Annotated in this window: 14 protein-coding genes; 5 read left to right on the top strand and 9 right to left on the bottom strand. The window is 69.3% G+C overall.

What is annotated here, in order from left to right:
• Positions 1-23 precede the first annotated feature (23 nt).
• From whiA to uvrA, 6 genes are all read right to left on the bottom strand, one after another.
• Positions 24-1,004, bottom strand: a complete 981-nt coding sequence (whiA, locus tag AC0Z36_RS08220) for a DNA-binding protein WhiA (RefSeq protein ID WP_485462052.1) — start codon at positions 1,002-1,004, stop codon at positions 24-26.
• The gene (locus tag AC0Z36_RS08215) at positions 995-1,987 is read right to left on the bottom strand and encodes a gluconeogenesis factor YvcK family protein (RefSeq protein ID WP_485462051.1); all 993 of its coding nucleotides are present in this window, start codon (positions 1,985-1,987) and stop codon (positions 995-997) included. Before AC0Z36_RS08215 ends, whiA begins: the two co-directional genes overlap by 10 nt.
• Positions 1,984-2,814: an RNase adapter RapZ gene (rapZ, locus tag AC0Z36_RS08210; RefSeq protein ID WP_485462079.1), complete on the bottom strand. Its 831-nt coding sequence runs from the start codon at positions 2,812-2,814 to the stop codon at positions 1,984-1,986. The genes AC0Z36_RS08215 and rapZ overlap by 4 nt, the downstream gene beginning before the upstream one ends.
• Before the next feature lie 80 nt (positions 2,815-2,894).
• Positions 2,895-4,943, bottom strand: a complete 2,049-nt coding sequence (gene uvrC, locus AC0Z36_RS08205; RefSeq protein ID WP_485462050.1) for an excinuclease ABC subunit UvrC — start codon at positions 4,941-4,943, stop codon at positions 2,895-2,897.
• 496 nt (positions 4,944-5,439) lie between these two features.
• Positions 5,440-5,913, bottom strand: a complete 474-nt coding sequence (locus AC0Z36_RS08200) for a Rieske (2Fe-2S) protein (RefSeq protein ID WP_485462049.1) — start codon at positions 5,911-5,913, stop codon at positions 5,440-5,442.
• A 36-nt stretch (positions 5,914-5,949) separates the two neighbouring features.
• The gene (uvrA, locus tag AC0Z36_RS08195; protein ID WP_485462048.1) at positions 5,950-8,784 is read right to left on the bottom strand and encodes an excinuclease ABC subunit UvrA; all 2,835 of its coding nucleotides are present in this window, start codon (positions 8,782-8,784) and stop codon (positions 5,950-5,952) included.
• A 361-nt stretch (positions 8,785-9,145) separates the two neighbouring features.
• Between uvrA and AC0Z36_RS08190 the strand changes: the two genes are divergently transcribed.
• Positions 9,146-9,889: a maleylpyruvate isomerase family mycothiol-dependent enzyme gene (locus tag AC0Z36_RS08190; protein WP_485462047.1), complete on the top strand. Its 744-nt coding sequence runs from the start codon at positions 9,146-9,148 to the stop codon at positions 9,887-9,889.
• 78 nt (positions 9,890-9,967) lie between these two features.
• Entirely contained in the window at positions 9,968-10,624 is a 657-nt protein-coding gene (locus AC0Z36_RS08185; RefSeq protein ID WP_485462046.1) for an MBL fold metallo-hydrolase, read from the top strand.
• A 93-nt stretch (positions 10,625-10,717) separates the two neighbouring features.
• On the opposite strand, the gene AC0Z36_RS08180 is transcribed toward AC0Z36_RS08185, so the two are convergent.
• The 3 genes from AC0Z36_RS08180 to uvrB form a co-directional block, all read right to left on the bottom strand.
• On the bottom strand, positions 10,718-12,523 hold the full coding sequence (locus AC0Z36_RS08180; protein ID WP_485462045.1) for a TerD family protein: 1,806 nt from the start codon (positions 12,521-12,523) through the stop codon (positions 10,718-10,720).
• Positions 12,524-12,658: 135 nt separating this feature from the next.
• Positions 12,659-13,234, bottom strand: a complete 576-nt coding sequence (locus AC0Z36_RS08175) for a TerD family protein (RefSeq protein ID WP_485462044.1) — start codon at positions 13,232-13,234, stop codon at positions 12,659-12,661.
• A gap of 176 nt (positions 13,235-13,410) precedes the next feature.
• Positions 13,411-15,492 (bottom strand): excinuclease ABC subunit UvrB, encoded by a 2,082-nt coding sequence (gene uvrB, locus AC0Z36_RS08170; RefSeq protein ID WP_485462043.1) that lies wholly within the window; start codon positions 15,490-15,492, stop codon positions 13,411-13,413.
• A 308-nt stretch (positions 15,493-15,800) separates the two neighbouring features.
• Between uvrB and AC0Z36_RS08165 the strand changes: the two genes are divergently transcribed.
• From AC0Z36_RS08165 to AC0Z36_RS08155, 3 genes are all read left to right on the top strand, one after another.
• Entirely contained in the window at positions 15,801-16,226 is a 426-nt protein-coding gene (locus AC0Z36_RS08165; protein WP_485462042.1) for a hypothetical protein, read from the top strand.
• A gap of 109 nt (positions 16,227-16,335) precedes the next feature.
• On the top strand, positions 16,336-17,088 hold the full coding sequence (locus tag AC0Z36_RS08160; RefSeq protein ID WP_485462041.1) for an ATP-binding cassette domain-containing protein: 753 nt from the start codon (positions 16,336-16,338) through the stop codon (positions 17,086-17,088).
• The gene (locus tag AC0Z36_RS08155) at positions 17,088-18,359 is read left to right on the top strand and encodes an ABC transporter permease (RefSeq protein ID WP_485462040.1); all 1,272 of its coding nucleotides are present in this window, start codon (positions 17,088-17,090) and stop codon (positions 18,357-18,359) included. The genes AC0Z36_RS08160 and AC0Z36_RS08155 overlap by 1 nt, the downstream gene beginning before the upstream one ends.
• The last annotated feature ends 19 nt before the right edge of the window (positions 18,360-18,378 follow it).

Here is an 18,378-nt window from a genome sequence, read left to right as displayed (position 1 = left end):
GCCCAGCCGTGCCGGCGAGCCCGCTACGACACCAGTATCTCCATGTTCAGCCCGGCCTCGGTGCTCGGCAGACCCAGGTCGGAGGCCCGCTTGTCGGCCATCGCGAGGAGCCGGCGGATCCGCCCGGCGACCGCGTCCTTGGTCAGCGGCGGGTCGGCGAGACCGCCCAGCTCCTCCAGGGAGGCCTGCTTGTGGTCCAGGCGCAGTTTGCCGGCCGCGGCCAGGTGCTCCGGGACCTCCTCGCCCAGGATCTCCAGGGCACGGGCCACCCGGGCCCCGGCGGCGACCGCCGCGCGGGCTGAGCGGCGCAGGTTCGCGTCGTCGAAGTTGGCGAGGCGGTTGGCCGTGGCCCGGACCTCGCGGCGCATCCGCCGCTCCTCCCAGGCCAGCACGTTCTCATGCGCGCCGAGGCGGGTCAGCAGCGCGCCGATGGCGTCGCCGTCCCGCACGACCACACGGTCCACACCGCGCACTTCGCGGGGCTTGCTGGAGATGCTCAGCCGGCGGGCCGCGCCCACCAGGGCGAGGGCCGCCTCGGACCCGGGGCAGGTGACCTCAAGGGAGGACGACCTGCCGGGTTCGGTGAGTGAGCCGTGCGCGAGGAACGCCCCGCGCCAGGCCGCCTCGGCGTCGCACGTCGCCCCGGACACGACCTGTGGGGGGAGGCCGCGCACGGGACGGCCGCGGCCGTCGATCAACCCGGTCTGCCGGGCCAGCTGCTCGCCGCCGGCGGTCACCCGCACGACGTACCTGCTGCCGCGGCGCAGCCCGCCGGGCGCGATCACGATCAGGTCGGAGGTGTGCCCGTACACCTCAAGGATGTCCTTGCGCAGCCGCCGGGCCGCGGCGCCGGTGTCCAGCTCCGCCTCGATCACGATCCGCCCGCTCACCAGGTGGATGCCCCCGCCGAACCGCAGCATCGCCGAGACCTCCGCCTTGCGGCAGCAGGAGCGGGTGACGGGCAGTCGGCTCAGCTCGTCTTTCACAGCCGCCGTCATCGCCATGGCGCGATCCTTTCACGATCGGTGAAAATCCGGTCATAGGCGGCGGCCAGACGCGAAGGGTCGTGCCTGGGGGTGCCGTCGCCCACGGCCACAGGGGCGAGCATGACATGTCCGCCCAGCCTTGCGGCGGTTTGTTCGAGTTCGGCCACATCCTCCACCCGGTCGGCGTCACCTAGTACTACATCGAACCGCAGCGCGGGCGCGTGCTCGGCGACGACCTCCAGGTGCCGCTGCGGTGAAAAGCCGTCCGTCTCCCCCGGCTGCGGTGCCAGGTTCAGCGCCAGGACGCGCCGGGCCTTCGTCTCCACCAGGGCGGTGGCCAGTTCGGGCACGAGCAGGTGCGGCAGCACCGAGGTGAACCACGAACCGGGGCCCACGACCACCCAGTCGGCGTCCATGATCGCAGTGACGGCCTCCGGCACGGTCGGCGGATCGTGCGGGATCAGCCGGATGCCGCGCACTTCGCCCGGGGTGGTCGCCACTTCGGCCTGCCCCCGGACCACAGTGATCGCATCGGGCCGCGCGGGGTCGACCCCGGCCACGTCGGCTTCGATGTCCAGCGGCACGGAGGACATCGGCAGCACCCGGCCGTGTGCGTCGAGCAGCCGGCCCATCCAGTCCATGGCCTGCACCGGATCGTCGTCGAGCAGTTCCCACAAGGCGGCGATGAGCAGGTTGCCGACGGCGTGGCCGCCCAGCTCCCCGTCACCGGCGAAGCGGTGCTGGATGACCCTGCTCCAGGTCTGACCCCACTCGTCGTCCCCGCACAGGGCGGACAGCGCCATCCGCAGGTCGCCGGGCGGGAGGATGCCCAGGTCGCGGCGCAGCCGCCCGCTGGACCCGCCGTCGTCGGCGACGGTGACGACGGCGGTCAGCTCCCGGGTGAGGCGGCGCAGTGCCGCCAGGGAGGCGGACAGCCCGTGCCCGCCGCCCAGGGCCACGACCTTGGGGCCCGTGGCCGGTGGTTGGTACTGGTGTTTCACTCCCGCCCCATGTCCCGGTGCACGATCGCGGCCTCCACACCGTCCTCGATGAGGCGGCGGACCAGCTTCTCGGACATCGCCACACTGCGGTGCTTGCCGCCGGTGCAGCCCACGGCGAGGGTCAGGTAGCGCTTGCCCTCGCGCTTGTAACCCTCGGTGATGATGCGCAGCAGTTCGGCGTACCGGTCCAGGAACTCCTTGGCCCCGGGCTGGTTGAAGACGTACGCGCTGACCGCTTCGTCGACGCCGGTGTACGGGCGCAGCTCGGGCACCCAGTGGGGGTTGGGCAGGAAGCGGCAGTCGACCACGAGGTCGGCGTCCACCGGCAGGCCGTACTTGAAGCCGAACGACATGACGGTGGCGCGCAGCGTCGGCTCGTCGGCCTCGGCGAACTGCGCGTCCATCTTGGCGCGCAGCTCGTGCACGTTGATGTCGGAGGAGTCGATCACCAGGTCGGCCTCACCGCGCAGTTCACGCAGCAGGCCGCGCTCCTTGGCGATGCCGTCGACGATGCGGCCGTCGCCCTGCAGCGGGTGCGGTCGGCGGTTGGCCTCGAACCGGCGGACCAGCGCGCCGTCGGAGGCCTCCAGGAAGACCGTGCGGCGGACCACTCCGGCGTTGTCGAGTTCGGCCAGGGCCGAGCGCAGGTCGTCGAAGAACGTCCGTCCGCGCACGTCGACGACGACGGCGATCCGGGCGACGGCACCCTGGGTGCGCGCGCCGAGGTCGACCATGGCGGGGATGAGGCTGGGCGGCAGGTTGTCGACGACGAACCAGCCGAGGTCCTCCAAACCTTTGGCCGCGGTGCTGCGGCCGGCTCCGGACATGCCGGAGATGATCACCAGCTCCGGGGTCCCCTCGGCCGGCACCACGCCCGCGGGGGGTTTGCCCCCGCGGCCTGATTCGTTCACTGTTCCTCCTGCTTCCCGGCTTGCGCCGGTGCTGTGCTGATCTTCTGTGTGCTGCCGGAAGTGGTGGTCGCCGCTCCGTCGTCTTCCATGATCTCGCCGGTTGCGGTGTTGACGGAAATCCCCGTGCTGTGGTCAGCGAGAGCGGCCAGTACGGCGTGTGCCGTCCGCTCCCCCACACCGGGGACCTCGGTGATCTGCGCCACGGTCGCGGCCTTCAGCTTCTTCAACGAGCCGAAGTGCTTCAGAAGTGCCTGCCGCCGGGTGGCACCGAGCCCGGCGACGCCGTCCAGGGCACTGGCCGTCATCGCCTTGGAGCGCTTCCTGCGGTGGTAGGCGATGGCGAACCGGTGCGCCTCGTCGCGCAGCCGCTGGAGCAGGTAGAGCCCTTCACTGGAACGCGGGAGGACCACCGGATCATCCTCGCCGGGCAGCCAGACCTCCTCCAGCCGCTTGGCCAGGCCGCAGACGGCGACGTCGGTCACGCCGAGTTCGTCCAGGGCCCGCCGGGCGGCGGCGACCTGTGGCTGCCCGCCGTCGACGACGACAAGCTGCGGCGGGTAGGCGAACCGCTTGGGCTTGCCGGTCTCGGGGTCCATCCGGGTCGGGCCCTCGTCATCGGCCTGTGGGTCTTCCGTACGGTCACGGTCGTCCAGGTAGTGCTTGAACCGCCGGGACAGCACCTCGTGCATCGACCGGACGTCGTCCTGGCCCTCGAAGGTCTTGATCGCGAAGTTGCGGTATTCGGACTTGCGGGCCAGGCCGTCCTCGAACACCACCATCGAGGCGACCACCTGGTCACCCTGGTTGTGCGAGATGTCGAAGCACTCGATGCGCAGCGGCACGGCGTCCAGGCCGAGCGCGTCGGCGATCTCCTGCAACGCCTTGGACCGGGTCGTCAGATCGCCGGCGCGGCGGATCTTGTGCAGCGCCAGGGACTGCTTGGCGTTGCGGTCGACGGTCTCCATGAGCGACTTCTTGTCGCCGCGCTGCGGCACCCGCAGATCGACCCTGACGCCGCGTTTGCCGTGCAGCCACTGCCCTATCGCCGCGGCGTCCGCGGGCATCACCGGGACCAGGACCTCCTTCGGGACGGACTCGCCCCCCTCAGCCGCGGCGCCGTACAACTGCTGGAGGAAGTGGCCGACCAGGTCGGCGGTGGTGACGTCCTCGACCTTCTCGGTGACCCAACCGCGCTGGCCGCGGACCCGGCCGCCGCGGACGTGGAAGATCTGCACGGCGGCTTCGAGCTCGTCCTCGGCCAGGGCGATCACGTCGGCGTCGGTGTCGTCGTTGAAGACGATGGCGTTCTTCTCCATGGCCCGCTGGAGCGCTTGGACGTCGTCGCGGAGCTTGGCGGCCTTTTCGTACTCCATCTCCTCCGCGGCCTGCTGCATCTGCTTCTCCAGACGGCGGATGTACGGGTCGGCCCGCCCTGCCATGAAGTCGCAGAACTCGTCCACGAGGGCTCGGTGGTCCTCGGTGGAGATGCGCCCCGTGCAGGGCGCGGCGCACTTGCCGATGTCGCCGAGCAGGCACGGGCGGCCGATGTTGCGCGCGTTGCGGAACACCCCGTTGCTGCACGTGCGGACGGGGAAGGCCCGGAGCACCAGGTCGAGGGTCTCGCGGATCGCCCAGGCCTGGCCGTACGGGCCGAAGTACTTCACGCCCTTGCGCCGGTCACCGCGCATCACCTGGGCACGCGGATATTCGTCGTTCACCGTGACCGCGAGATAGGGGTACGACTTGTCGTCGCGGTACTTGACGTTGAACCGGGGGTCGTACTCCTTGATCCAGGAGTACTCGAGCTGCAGCGCCTCGACCTCCGTGCCCACGGTCGTCCACTCGACGGAGGCCGCGGTGGTCACCATCGTCCGCGTACGGGTGTGCAGGTTCGCGATGTCCTGGAAGTACGAGGACAGGCGGGACCGCAGGTTCTTCGCCTTGCCGACGTACACCACCCGCCCGTGGACGTCCCGGAAGCGGTACACACCGGGGTCGGTCGGGATCTCTCCCGGAGCGGGCCTGTAAGTCGCCGGATCAGCCATGGCTCCCCCTCTGTTGCCGGGCTCCAAGCGCCGGCGTCTTCCTCCCGGCTCCGTCGCTTCGCTCCGGAGCCGGTCGGCGCCGGCGCGTCGCCCGGAAAAGACTGCGTCCTGCGGACGCGCTCGGGACGCTGCGCGCCCTCGCTGTGCTTATGCCGGGCTCCAAGCACTGAGGGCTCAGTCACCTTCGCTTCGCTCAGGTGCCTTCGCTACCTCACCGCGTCGCCCGGTCGAACCGCGACCTCCGGTCGCGCTCGGGACGCTGCGCGCCCTCGCCTGATGGTGGTGCGGCCGGGACGCTGCGCGCCCCTCGCCCCGTAAGTCTGCCGCTCCTTCGCTTCGCTCAGGTGCCTTCGCTACCTCACCGCGTCGCCCGGTCGAACCGCGACCTCCGGTCGCGCTCGGGACGCTGCGCGCCCTCGCCCCGTAAGTCTGCCGCTTCTTCGCTTCGCTCACCGGTCGCCCCGGAGTGGTACGACCCGCCCCGCCGTTGTGGGACCTACTGCCCCACCACGATGTCGCCGTCCTGCACCCGCATCGGGATCTGCCGCAGCCCCGAGTTCGCCGGGGACCTGACGACCGACCCGTCGTTCATCGAGAACTGGCTGCCGTGGCACGGGCAGTGGATGACACCCTGCTCGATCTTCCGCACCAGGCAGCCCTGGTGCGGGCAGAGCGCTTCGTACGCCTTGTACTGCCCGGCGGCGGGCTGCACGATCGCGACCTTGCTGTCGTCGTAGACCTTGCCGCCGCCGACGGGGATGTCAGCCGCCCTGCCGACCGTCACCGGGCCCTCGTCGCCGGCCACAGGACCCTTGGACTTCGAAGCCGGGTCGGGGCCGCAGGCCGCCGCGCCGAACCCGGCCGCGCCGACGGCCGCCACCGCCGCGGTGCCCCGCAGTACCGCGCGCCGTCCCGGGCCCGCTGTGCCGGTCGTTCCAGTCCCGGTCACAGCGGGCTTGTGCGTGGTCATGCGTGGATCTCCCTGCTGGTTCCTGCTGACGTGTGGTTAAAGAATCTCACGCAGGAACTTGCCGGTGTGACTCTCGGACACCTCGGCGATCTCCTCGGGGGTGCCTTCGGCCACCAGCACACCGCCGCCGCTGCCGCCTTCGGGGCCCATGTCGATGACCCAGTCGGCGGTCTTGACGACATCGAGGTTGTGCTCGATGACGATGACCGTGTTGCCCTTGTCGACCAGGCCCTGGAGCACGGTGATGAGCTTGGCGATGTCGTCGAAGTGCAGCCCTGTGGTGGGCTCGTCGAGGACGTAGACCGTCCGCCCTGTGGACCGCTTCTGGAGCTCGGCGGCGAGCTTCACACGCTGCGCCTCACCGCCCGACAGGGTGGTCGCCGGCTGGCCGAGCCGGACGTAGCCCAGGCCGACCTCGTTGAGCGTCTTCAGATGCCGGGCGATCCCGGTGATCGCCTCGAAGAAGGACAGTGCCTCCTCGATCGGCATGTCCAGGACCTCGGAGATGTTCTTGCCCTTGTAGTGGACCTCCAGGGTCTCCCGGTTGTACCGGGCGCCGTGGCAGACCTCACACGGGACGTAGACGTCCGGCAGGAAGTTCATCTCGATCTTGATGGTGCCGTCACCGGAGCAGTTCTCGCAGCGCCCGCCCTTGACGTTGAACGAGAACCGGCCCGGCAGGTAGCCGCGGACCTTCGCCTCGGTCGTCTCGGCGAACAGCGCGCGCACCTTGTCGAAGACGCCGGTGTACGTGGCCGGGTTGGACCGCGGTGTCCGGCCGATCGGGCCCTGGTCGACGTGCACGACCTTGTCGAGCTGGTCGACCCCTGTCACCTTGGTGTGCCGGCCAGGGACCGAGCGCGCGCCGTTGAGCTCACGCGCGAGGTGGGTGTACAGGATGTCGTTGACCAGCGTGGACTTGCCGGACCCGGACACTCCGGTGATCGCTGTGAAGACGCCGAGCGGGAAGGACACCGTGATGTCCCGCAGGTTGTTCTCCTTGGCCCCGTGCACGGTGACCTTGCGCTTCTTGTCGACGACCCGGCGCTCGTCCGGCACCGGGATCGACTTGCGGCCCGACAGGTAGGCGCCGGTCGCGGAATTCTTATTCTTCAGCAGGTCCTTGTAGGTGCCCGAGTGCACGACCTCGCCGCCGTGCTCACCGGCGCCGGGGCCGATGTCCACGATCCAGTCGGCCGTACGGATGGTGTCCTCGTCGTGTTCGACGACGATGAGGGTGTTGCCCATGTCGCGCAGCCGCAGGAGTGTTTCGATGAGCCGGTGGTTGTCCCGCTGGTGCAAGCCGATGGACGGCTCGTCCAGGACGTACAGCACCCCGACGAGCCCTGAGCCGATCTGCGTGGCCAGCCGGATGCGCTGGGCCTCGCCGCCGGACAGCGTCCCCGCGGCGCGGTCCAGGGACAGGTAGTCCAGGCCGACGTCGAGCAGGAAGCGCAGCCGCTCGTTGACCTCCTTCAGCACCCGGTCGGCGATCTTCGTCTCGCGGGCGTCCAGCTTGACCCCGGAGAGGAACTCCGCGCAGTCCGCGATCGACAGGTTGGCCACCTCGGCGATGGACTTCCCGGCCATGGTGACCGCCAGGACGATCGGCTTGAGCCGCGCGCCCTTGCAGGTCGGGCAGGGGATCTGCCGCATGTAGCCCTCGAAGCGCTCCCGGCTGTTGTCGGTCTCCGCCTCGGTGTGCCGGCGCATGACGAACGGGATCACGCCCTCGAAGGAGGTGTGGTAAGAGCGGTCCCGGCCGTAGCGGTTGCGGTATTTGACGTGGATCTGGGTCTTGTGGCCGTACAGGATCGCCTTCTTGGCGCGCACGGGCAGGCCGGCCCACGGGACGTCCGTACGGAAGCCCAGTTCTTCGCCGAGCGCCTCGACCATCCGGCCGAAGTACTCCTGCGCGTGGCCGGAGGACCAGGGCTGGAGGGCGCCCTCGTCGAGGGTCTTCTCCTCGTCCGGGACGATCAGCTCGGGGTCGACCTCCATGCGGGTGCCGATGCCGGTGCAGTCCGGGCACGCGCCGAACGGCGAGTTGAAGGAGAAGGATCTGGGTTCCAGCTCCTCGAAGGACAGGTCGTCGTACGGGCAGTACAGGTGCTCGCTGTACATCCGCTCGCGGTCGGGGTCGTCGTCGGGCAGGTCCACGAAGTCCAGGACGACCATGCCGCCGCCGAGCCCGAGCGCGGTCTCGACCGAGTCGGTCAGCCGGCGCTTGGCCGTGGCCTTGACCGCGAGGCGGTCGATGACCACCTCGATGCTGTGCTTCTCCTGCTTCTTGAGCTTGGGCGGCTCGGTCAGCTGGACGACCTCGCCGTCGACCCGGGCCCGGCTGTAGCCCTTGGCCTGGAGCTCCTTGAACAGGTCGACGAACTCGCCCTTGCGGCCGCGGACGACCGGGGAGAGCACCTGGAAGCGGACGCCCTCGTCGAGTTCGAGCACCCGGTCGACGATCTGCTGCGGCGACTGCCGGGCGATCGGCCGCGCGCACTGCGGACAGTGCGGGTGCCCGATGCGGGCGAAGAGCAGCCGGAGGTAGTCGTACACCTCGGTGATGGTGCCGACGGTCGAACGCGGGTTGCGGTTGGTGGACTTCTGGTCGATGGAGACGGCCGGTGACAGACCTTCGATGAAGTCGACGTCCGGCTTGTCCATCTGGCCCAGGAACTGCCGGGCGTACGAGGACAGCGACTCGACGTAGCGGCGCTGCCCCTCGGCGAAGATCGTGTCGAACGCGAGGGACGACTTGCCTGACCCGGACAGGCCGGTGAAGCAGATCAGCGCGTCCCGTGGCAGGTCGAGGCTGACGTCTTTGAGGTTGTGCTCACGGGCACCACGGACGATGAGACGGTCGGCCACTGGAGACGAACCCTTCGGCGGTAGGACTGCTGTGCTGACGGGGGCTGGAGCAATGCCGGGAGGGGCTGCGGCCCGACGCGCGGGACCGCACGGTATAGCGGGGACTCCCGCCGCCCGCACGTACAACTACGCCTCCGGCCCGGAGGGTGCGCTCCCTGTTCGCCATCCTGACAGCAACGACTGACAGGCGCTTGTTCCCTCTACTCGGGAAGGCTATCGCACAAACATTCGAACAAAAGGTAAAGCCGGATCCGGTCACCCGATCGAGTGATGCGGAAGGTCCTGACAGGGCGTCGATAGGGTGGGACGCGTGGTCGCCGGTCACCTGACCGGCTGACACGACTACTCAGGGGAGCCGCGCGTGACCACCGACGGATTCGATCCCACAGCACTCCTGGAAGAGATCGACACCGCTACCGCACAGCTGCTCGCCAACGCCGGACAGCTTGATCCGGAGCGGCTCGCGGGACCGTCCCTGCTGCCCGGTTGGACGCGCGGGCACGTCCTGTCCCACCTGGCGCGCAACGCAGGCTCGCTGACGAACCTCCTCGACTGGGCCCGGACGGGAGTGCCCACCCCCGCGTACGGCCCCGGCGACGCCCGCGACCAGGGCATCGAGGCGGGCGCCCACCGCCCTCTGGAGGACCAGCTGGCGGACCTGCGCACAACACACGCCCGGTTTGCCGGGGCACTGGCCGCGATGACCCCCGCGGCCTGGGGCGCGAAAATCCAGAACCGACAGGGCCGGGAGCTCTCCGCCGTCCAGATCCCGTACATGCGGATCAAGGAGCTGTACTTCCACCACGTCGACCTGGACGCCGGCTGGACCCCCGCGCACTGGCCGGCCGACTTCACCGCCCGGGAGCTCGCCGACGTCGCCGCGTCCTTCCGCGGCCGGACCGACTGCCCGCCGGTCCTCCTGCGCGAGGAGACCGCCGGTCACGTCGGCCGCGAACTGCGCCTCGGCCCCGACGGCGTCCCGTCGGCCGTGACGGTCGCCGGACCGCCGCGCGGCCTGCTCGGCTGGCTGACCGGGCGGACGAACGGCGACGGGCTGTCCGTGGACCCGGGCGGCGTCCTGCCGCCGCTTCCGGCGTGGCTCTAGCAGGCCGCTGAAGCTCTAGGCCGGGCACCGCGAGCCCGGCCTGGATTTTCAGTGGCCTTCTAGGAGGAGGATGGGCCCATGACGACTTACCACGGGACAGTCAAGGTCGGCGGGACCCCGGCCGTGCGCGAACTGGCGGACCTGATCATCACGAAGGTGGCGGTCGGCCCGTTCGACAACAACAGTTACCTGCTGCGTTGCCGGGCGACCGGCGAGCAGTTGCTGATCGACGCGGCGAACGAAGCGGCGACCCTGCTCGGCCTGACCGGCGACGGGCTGGCGCAGGTCCTGACCACACACCGGCACGGGGACCACTGGCAGGCGCTCGACGAAGTCGTCAAGGGGACGGGGGCGCGGACGCTGGCCGGCCGGTACGACGCCGAGGAGATCCCCGTACGCACCGACGTCCTGGTCGGGGACGGCGACACCGTCACCGTCGGACGGGTGCCATTGAAGGCCGTGCACATCGCCGGACACACCCCCGGGAGCATCGCGCTGGTGTACGACGACCCGAAGGGCCACCCGCACTGCTTCACCGGCGACTGCCTCTTCCCCGGCGGCGTAGGCAACACGTTCGGCGACCCGGAGGCGTTCCGTACGCTCATCGCCGACGTGGAGACCAAGCTGTTCGGGCAGCTGCCCGACGAAACGTGGGTCTACCCGGGCCACGGCGGCGACACGACACTGGGCGCCGAGCGCCCCAGGCTCGCGGAGTGGCGCGAACGCGGCTGGTGAGCCGGCGGTACGGCCGCGCCGGTCAGGCCCGGAGTGCTGTCGTCAGCCGCGCCGGCACAGCGCTCCGGGCCTGACCGGCGCGGCCCCACCGCACTACGAAGCCGCCGCCAGCCACCCCAGCAGCGTCTTCGTCACGTGCATCCCGCCCGCCGGCAGGTCCGGTGTGAACACCCAGCCCAGCTGCACCCACGGGTCGCCGATGTGGTCCTCGGGTACGGGGGTGAGCCGCAGCATCGCCCGCCACAGCGGGTCGAGCAGCGGACCGAACGACTCAGCGTCCGAACGGGAACCCACCACGATCACATGCACGCCCACCCGCGGCCCCTCGTCGACGAGGTGCCGCAACCGGCCGACCGCCCGGTCGTCGAACCCGAACGGGAAGTCGTGCACGACAAGGAGCTGCCGGCTGAAGTCGATGTGCGCGGGCAGGTCGTCCGTCAGCCCGCTCTCCACTGCCATCCGGGCCAGTTCCACCCGGTCCACCAGGCGCGTGAGCAGCGCGGCGATCTCCACGGCGTTGGTCGCGGCCGGGCCGTTGAAGAGCCCCACGGCGGCCAGCGGAGCGAACAGCACAGCCGCCGCCCCCTTACCCTCCGGGTCGATGACCTGCAGTTTCATCTCACCGACGGGGAACGCCGCGAGAAGCCGCGCGGCCAGCGCGACAGCGAGTTCACCGGCCTTGGCCTTGACGCCCGCCGGGTCCCCGGCCTCCGCTGCGTCGACACCCGTCGCGCCGCTGTCGATCCACAGCCCGCGCTCGTACGGCAGCCGGACCACCATGGGGACGCGCAGCGCCGGCCGCTCGGCCAGGTGCAGGTCACCCAGGCGGATGCCGATCTCCATGGACTCCGGTGCCCGCCAGGCCGTCCAGGCGGGTGAGTCCCAGCGGGCCAGGGCCGGCGGCAGGGTCGCTTCGAGCGTGGCGAGTTCGGCTTCGAGGTGCCCGCTGTCGCGGTCGAGCTTGGCCTGGGCCTGCTCCACCATGTCGCGGTGCTTGGCGCGGGCCTGCTCCTGCGCGGCCTGACCGGCGGCGGAGACCCGGGCCGACGGGTCGCCGAGGATCGTCTCCAGGTCCTTGTCGAGGCGCTGCTCAGCGTAGGCCGCGGCGGAGTGGTAGGCCGCGCCCGACCGGGCGGCGTCCTCGAAGATGCTCCAGATGTCGTCGTACTTCTTCTCGACCGCGCGCCGCGCCTCGCGGTCCGCGGACTCGGCGAGGGTCTCGGCCGAAGGGGCCGCCATGGGCAGCGACGTAGGCTGTCCGGCCACCGACGCGGGGACCGGCCGCGCCGCCGCCCGGGTGGGATGGACGTACGACAAAGGGCCGGGCGGCAGCGGCTCGGCGCTCGGCGGGGCCGCGTTGTGCGCCCCGGGCTGGGGACCGCCGAACCCGGCCCGCACCCGGTCCACGATGGGGGCGCGCAACCGCACGCCGACGTCGCTGAGGAACCCGTCGAGCCCGCTGTCATAGCCCTGGCCGACGGCCCTGACCTTCCAGGCACCCCGGCGGCGGTACAGCTCGACGGTCTGGAGGGCCTTCTCGCTGCTCAGGCCGGTGATGGTGAACCGGGCGTACGACGTGCCGTCGGTGAGCACGGTGGTGACGGGCGCGGCGACCGCGCCGAAGCGGGACACCCCGCCGCCTTCGATCGTCAGACCCACCAGGACCCGGTCGACGTCCGCCGGGAGCGCCCCGAGGTCGACGGCAACCGCGCCCCGGGCGACGTCCACCCCGGCGGCGGTGTTGCCGCCGGAGACCAGCACATCGGCGTCCGAGCGCACCCGCTGGTCGGCACCGACCAGGACGACGACCGTCTCGACCGGGCACTGCGCGGCCAGTTCGACCGTCACCCGGGGCGAGGTCAGCGGCAGATTCTGTCCTCGGACCAGCTCCGTAGTCACGCGTGCGCCCCCTGGCGTCTGGAAAACCATCCGGAAAATGAAGTACGGGCCGGGCGGCACCAGTCGTCCTGGTGCTTCCCGGCCCGCCTTACTGTGCCAGCACAGTGGGGGCTGCCGTACGGCAGCCCGACACTGTTACAGGTGTGCCGCCATCGCCGGCAGCAGGTCCTGGATCGTGCGGCCGTTGGTGGGCTCGCCGATCGCGGCCATCTTCCAACCGCCGCTGTGGCGGTACAGCTTCGCCATGATCTGGCCGGTGAAGTTGCCACCGCCCGACAGCGTGTAGCGGGCCAGCTCCGTGCCGGTGGTCTCGTCGACCAGACGGCAGAAGGCGTTCTCGATCTCCGCGAACGTCTGCCCCTGGAAGGAGCTGACGGTGAAGACGATCTGGGTGACGTGGACCGGCACGCGGTTCAGGTCGACGAGGATCGACTCGTCGTCGCCGTCGCCCGCCCCGGTGAGGTTGTCACCGGTGTGCCGGACCGAGCCGTCGTCGCTGGTCAGGTGACCGAAGTAGACGGCGTCGCGCGGCGCCTTGTCGTCGCTGAACAGGACACACGAGGCGTCCAGGTCGACGTCCTTCTCACGGCTGCCGAAGAAGCCCTTCTTCTTGATGGCGTCCCAGCCCAGGCCCATGCGGACCATGGTCAGCTCGCCGCCACCGGGCTTCTCCAGCGAGATCCTCTGGCCCTTAGACATGTTCACGGCCACTGAGCTGTCTCCCTCACATCTGTGTGTGCACCGACGCGTGTCCCCGGCTGGGGCCGCTTCCGGTGTCGAACCTACCCGTCATGACGTTCAGCCGTGCTGTTGCGTTCCCCATTGCGGCGGCCCGCAGGGCCTTCCCACGCTCCTGCGCCGCGTCCAGTCGCCCACTGTGGCAGAGGTCACGCGATGCCGATCTCCTTCATCGCCCGCAGTTCCTTCTTCAGCTCGCCGACCTCGTCACGGAGCCGGGCCGCGAGCTCGAACTGCAACTCGGAGGCGGCGGCCCGCATCTGATCGGTCATCAGCTGGATCATGTCCTGCAGATCGACCGCCGGCAGCGTCTTCGCGTCCTTCAGCGCCCGGCCCCTGGACGGGACGGGGGCCTTGACCCGGCCCTTGCCGCTGCTCAGCAGGTTCTGCGTGTCGGAGTCCTCACGCGCGATCGAGTCGAGGATGTCGACGATCTTCTTGCGCAGCGGCTGCGGGTCGATGCCACGCTCGGTGTTGTACGCGACCTGGCGTTCGCGCCGCCGGTTGGTCTCGTCGATGGCCTTCTCCATGGCGGGGGTCATCTTGTCCGCGTACATGTGCACCTGGCCTGAGACGTTGCGGGCGGCCCGCCCGATCGTCTGGATCAGCGCGGTGGCCGAGCGCAGGAACCCCTGCTTGTCCGCGTCGAGGATCGCCACGAGCGACACCTCCGGCAGGTCGAGGCCCTCGCGCAGCAGGTTGATGCCGACCAGGACGTCGTACTCGCCCAGGCGCAGTTCGCGCAGGAGCTCCACCCGGCGCAGCGTGTCGACGTCGGAGTGCAGGTAGCGGACCCGGACGCCCTGCTCCACGAAGTAGTCCGTGAGGTCCTCGGACATCTTCTTCGTCAGGGTCGTCACGAGCACCCGCTCGTTCTTCTCCGTCCGTGTCCTGATCTCGTGCAGGAGGTCGTCGATCTGGCCCTCGGTCGGCTTGACGACGACTTCCGGGTCGATGAGGCCGGTCGGGCGGATGATCTGCTCGACGAAGCCGTCCCCCTTGGCCAGTTCGTACTTGCCGGGGGTGGCCGACAGGTAGACGGTCTGGTCGATGCGCTCGGCGAACTCCTCCCACCGCAGCGGGCGGTTGTCCATCGCCGACGGGAGGCGGAAGCCGTGCTCGACGAGCGTGCGCTTGCGCGACGCGTCGCCTTCGTACATCGCGCCGATCTGCGGCACGGTCACGTGCGACTCGTCCAGGACCAGCAGGAAGTCCTCGGGGAAGTAGTCGAGGAGGGTGTAAGGGGGGGTGCCGGGCTCGCGGCCGTCGATGTGCCGGGAGTAGTTCTCGATGCCGGAGCAGGTCCCGATCTCGCGCATCATCTCGAGGTCGTACGTGGTGCGCATGCGCAGCCGCTGCGCTTCGAGGACCTTGTTCTGCTTCTCCATGCGCTGGAGCTGCCCGCCGAGTTCGTCCTCGATGCGGACGACGGCCTTGCTCATCCGCTCGGCGCCCGCGACGTAGTGCGAGGTGGGGAAGATCAGCAGTTTGTCGATCTCCGAGACCAGCTCACCGGTGACCGGGTTGAGGTAGCTGAGCCGCTCGATCTCGTCGCCGAACATCTCGATCCGGACCGCGAGTTCCTCGTACGACGGAATGATCTCGATGGTGTCGCCGCGCACCCGGAAGGTGCCGCGGGTGAAGGCGATGTCGTTGCGGGCGTACTGCATCGCGACCAGGTGCCGCAGGAGGTCCTCGCGGTCCGTGCGGTCGCCGACGGCCACCGCGACCGCGTGCTCGAAGTACTCCTTCGGCGTGGCCAGGCCGTAGATCGCCGAGACGGTGGCGACCACGATGACGTCGCGCCGGGTGAGCAGCGAGCGGGTGGTGGAGTGCCGCAGCCGCTCGACCTCCTCGTTGATGGAGGAGTCCTTCTCGATGTACGTGTCCGTCTGCGGGACGTACGCCTCGGGCTGGTAGTAGTCGTAGTACGAGACGAAGTACTCGACGGCGTTGTTGGGCATCAGCTCGCGGAACTCGTTGGCGAGTTGCGCGGCGAGGGTCTTGTTGGGCGCCATGACCAGCGTCGGGCGCTGGAGCTTCTCGATCAGCCAGGCGGTGGTGGCCGACTTGCCGGTGCCGGTGGCGCCGAGCAGGACGACGTCCTTCTCCCCCGCGGTGATGCGCTTTGTCAGCTCTTCGATCGCCGCCGGCTGGTCACCGCTGGGTGTGTACGGGCTGATGACCTCAAAGGGCGCCGTGGAACGCTCGATGTCAATGACGGGTCGCATGGCTACCACCGTACGGGCAACCACTGACAGCGCAGTGGACGTAGAACTCACCGCGCTGGGAACGAGTCGAATTTGTCGTTACTGAATCGCAATATGGCGATGCCCAGTCACCCACCGTGACCGCAAAAAGGGCGCGGGGGGGGTAACCAAACCAAAGGCAGACCGGGTTATCACTCTCCGACACCGACGCGCCTGCATCTTCATTTCGACATGGAAACCAACCATTGACCCGGTCGCCACGGGGCTGGAGGATCAACCCCGGTGAGCGGGGTCACAACCCAACCACGCCACAACCAATATCCACTTCGATGGTCGAGGCTCCGGCGCAGCAACGCCGAAGCCTCATCCCCACCATCGCGCCACAGACACAGGCGACAACGATGGCGAAGCTCTCCGGTCCGCTCACGCGGACCCGTTCCATCATCGCGAAGACTACCGTCATCGGCGGGTTGGCGGCCCTCGCCGTCCTGTCCGCCGCCCCGGTGGCTAACGCCGGCGGCACCAGCGGCACGACCAACGGCTGCTACAGCACCTGGGGCAGCACCGGAACGAACGGCCACTGCTACCCGGTCACGGCCACGGGTAACTTCCGGGTCAGCGCTGTCTGCAACTACGAATCCGATGGCAGCTCCAGCTGGAACTACTTCTATCAGGGTTCGAACATCGGCGGATTCGGCCAGTACAACTGCACGTTCGCTATCTCCCGGTCCTGGGTCGGCTACACAGGCGGCTGATTACTCACGACCGGACCGCACTGACAGCACTGCCGCCTGACGGTGGCTGATCACTGGGCGCCTCCAGAATCTTGGGGGCGCCCAGTCGTACATAGAGAGAGGCGAAAACGTGGAACCGATCGCCAGCGTGACCGGGCTTGTCCAAGGATACGGTCGCAACGTCATTATCCCTGGGCTGGATCTGGACATCGACTGTTCGGTGTTAGGGCTGCTCGGGCCCAACGGAGCAGGTAAGACAACACTGCTCCGCACCCTGGCCACGGTTGCGCCACCCCGGCAGGGAATTCTCACTGTGTGCGGCGACGTGGTCGATTCCGAGAAATCAGCACGCCTAGCCCGGAAGAACATCGGATACCTCCCACAGGACTTCGGTTATTACCCGTCGTTCTCCGTGCGGGATTTCGTACGGTATTCCGCCTGGCTCCGCTCAGTGCCCACCCGCCAGGCTGACGCGGCGACCGAGCGCGCCATCGCCGCTGTCGGACTGACCGAAAAAGCCAACGCCCGCCTGAAGTCCCTTTCCGGAGGCATGCTCCAGCGCGCGGGGATCGCCTGCACCATCGTCGGCTCACCCAAGTTGCTGCTTCTCGACGAACCCACCGTCGGTCTGGATCCGGCGCAGCGGCTCGAATTCCGGGAAATCATCCGTTCTTTCCCGGATGCCGCTGTCGTGCTCAGCACCCACCTCATCGAGGACGTCGCGGCGGTCTGCGACGAGGTGATCGTAATGAGCGATGGCCGCGCCCTCTTCCGTGGCACCCCTGGCGCGCTGGCCGAACAGGGGAACGCCGACAGTGCGGGTGACAGCGACCTGGAACGTGGCTACATGACTGTTCTCGACCTGGGGAAGGTCGCTGTCTGATGCGCGTCTACTGGATTGAACTCCGGCGCTCGCCACTGCTCTGGTGGTTTCCCGTACTCATCATCATCGATCTGGCCGCCGTGTTCGGCCGTGCCCAGTGGTGGATCGGGGTTTGGCCGCAGGCCAGTGTCGCCGTCCAGATCCCTGCCCTCTACCTCGGTCCTGCCCTCGCCGCAGCCGCCGCCTGGGCCGCTGGTCGCGACAGTCGCGCGAAGAGCGCGCCCGCCGCGCTGCAGACCTCGACGCGGTCCCGTTGGCGGGCGGACGCGATCCAGCTCTCCACGACTCTCGTCTACGGCACTCTCGCGTACGCCGTGGGCCTGGTGCTCGCGGCCTCGGCCAGCGCTTCCGACGCGGGTCCCGGGTTCCTCTGGCCCGGCTACCTGCTGCTCGGTTTCAGCGTGCTCGTTCTCTGCGCCGGTCTCGGCCATGCGGTAGGGCGTTGGGCCCGTTCGCTGCTCGCCGCACCCGCGATCTGCGGACTCGCCTGCTTTGTGTTCCTCGCCTGGCTCGGAAACGAAAACACGTTCGGCTTCTTCGTGCTGACCGGAAGTCCGGCGGCTACCGTCGACCCGTGGCCGATCGCAGCACGTCTCGCCCTTGGCGCAGCCACCGTCGCATTCGCTCTCACACTGCCCGGCTTGTGGGCCAGACGCGGCGACGGCTGGCGCCCGGCGCCCCGCCGTGTGGTCCTGGCCGGAGTGGTGGTCCTGGCTGTACTCGCATCAGCGGTAGGGGTCGGCACCATGGGCCCGGTGCAGGTGGCACGGGCCGCACCCCGGACTCCCCTCTGTTCGGCGGGCGCACCCAAGATCTGTCTCTGGCCTGAGGACCGCAAGTACCTTCCTGAGTTCACCACCATGGCCGAGCGCATCGCCGCATTGCCACCCGGACTCATCACACTTCCGCCGGCCTTCTACGAACTGGGTCTACGCGGAAAGGAGTTCCAGTACACGGACTTCCCCATCAGTGAGGGTTCGCTCTGGACGGCCGCGGAGAACATGTCCGTTGCGATCCTTCAGGCGACCGTGCCCATGCACTGTGCCAGCGCCAAGCCTTCCGACGAACAACGCGCAGTCCAGGCTTCCTGGGAGATCGGCGCGTGGCTGAACAACAGGATCACCGGAACCGGTCAGCCCTCCGATGTGCACGGCGGCCCACCGGGTATCGACACAGCCGCCATCACCTCCCTGACCAACCGCCCGGAGGCAGAACAGGATGCCTGGGTACGGGCCAGACTGGCGGTTATCCGGGAGATGCCCTGTGCCTGATCTGGCGGCTTCCACCCTC

This window comes from Kitasatospora sp. UYEF31 (genome assembly GCF_057291755.1).
The sequence above is the reverse complement of the archived record's forward strand: the minus strand, read 5'-3'. Positions and strand labels throughout refer to the sequence as shown.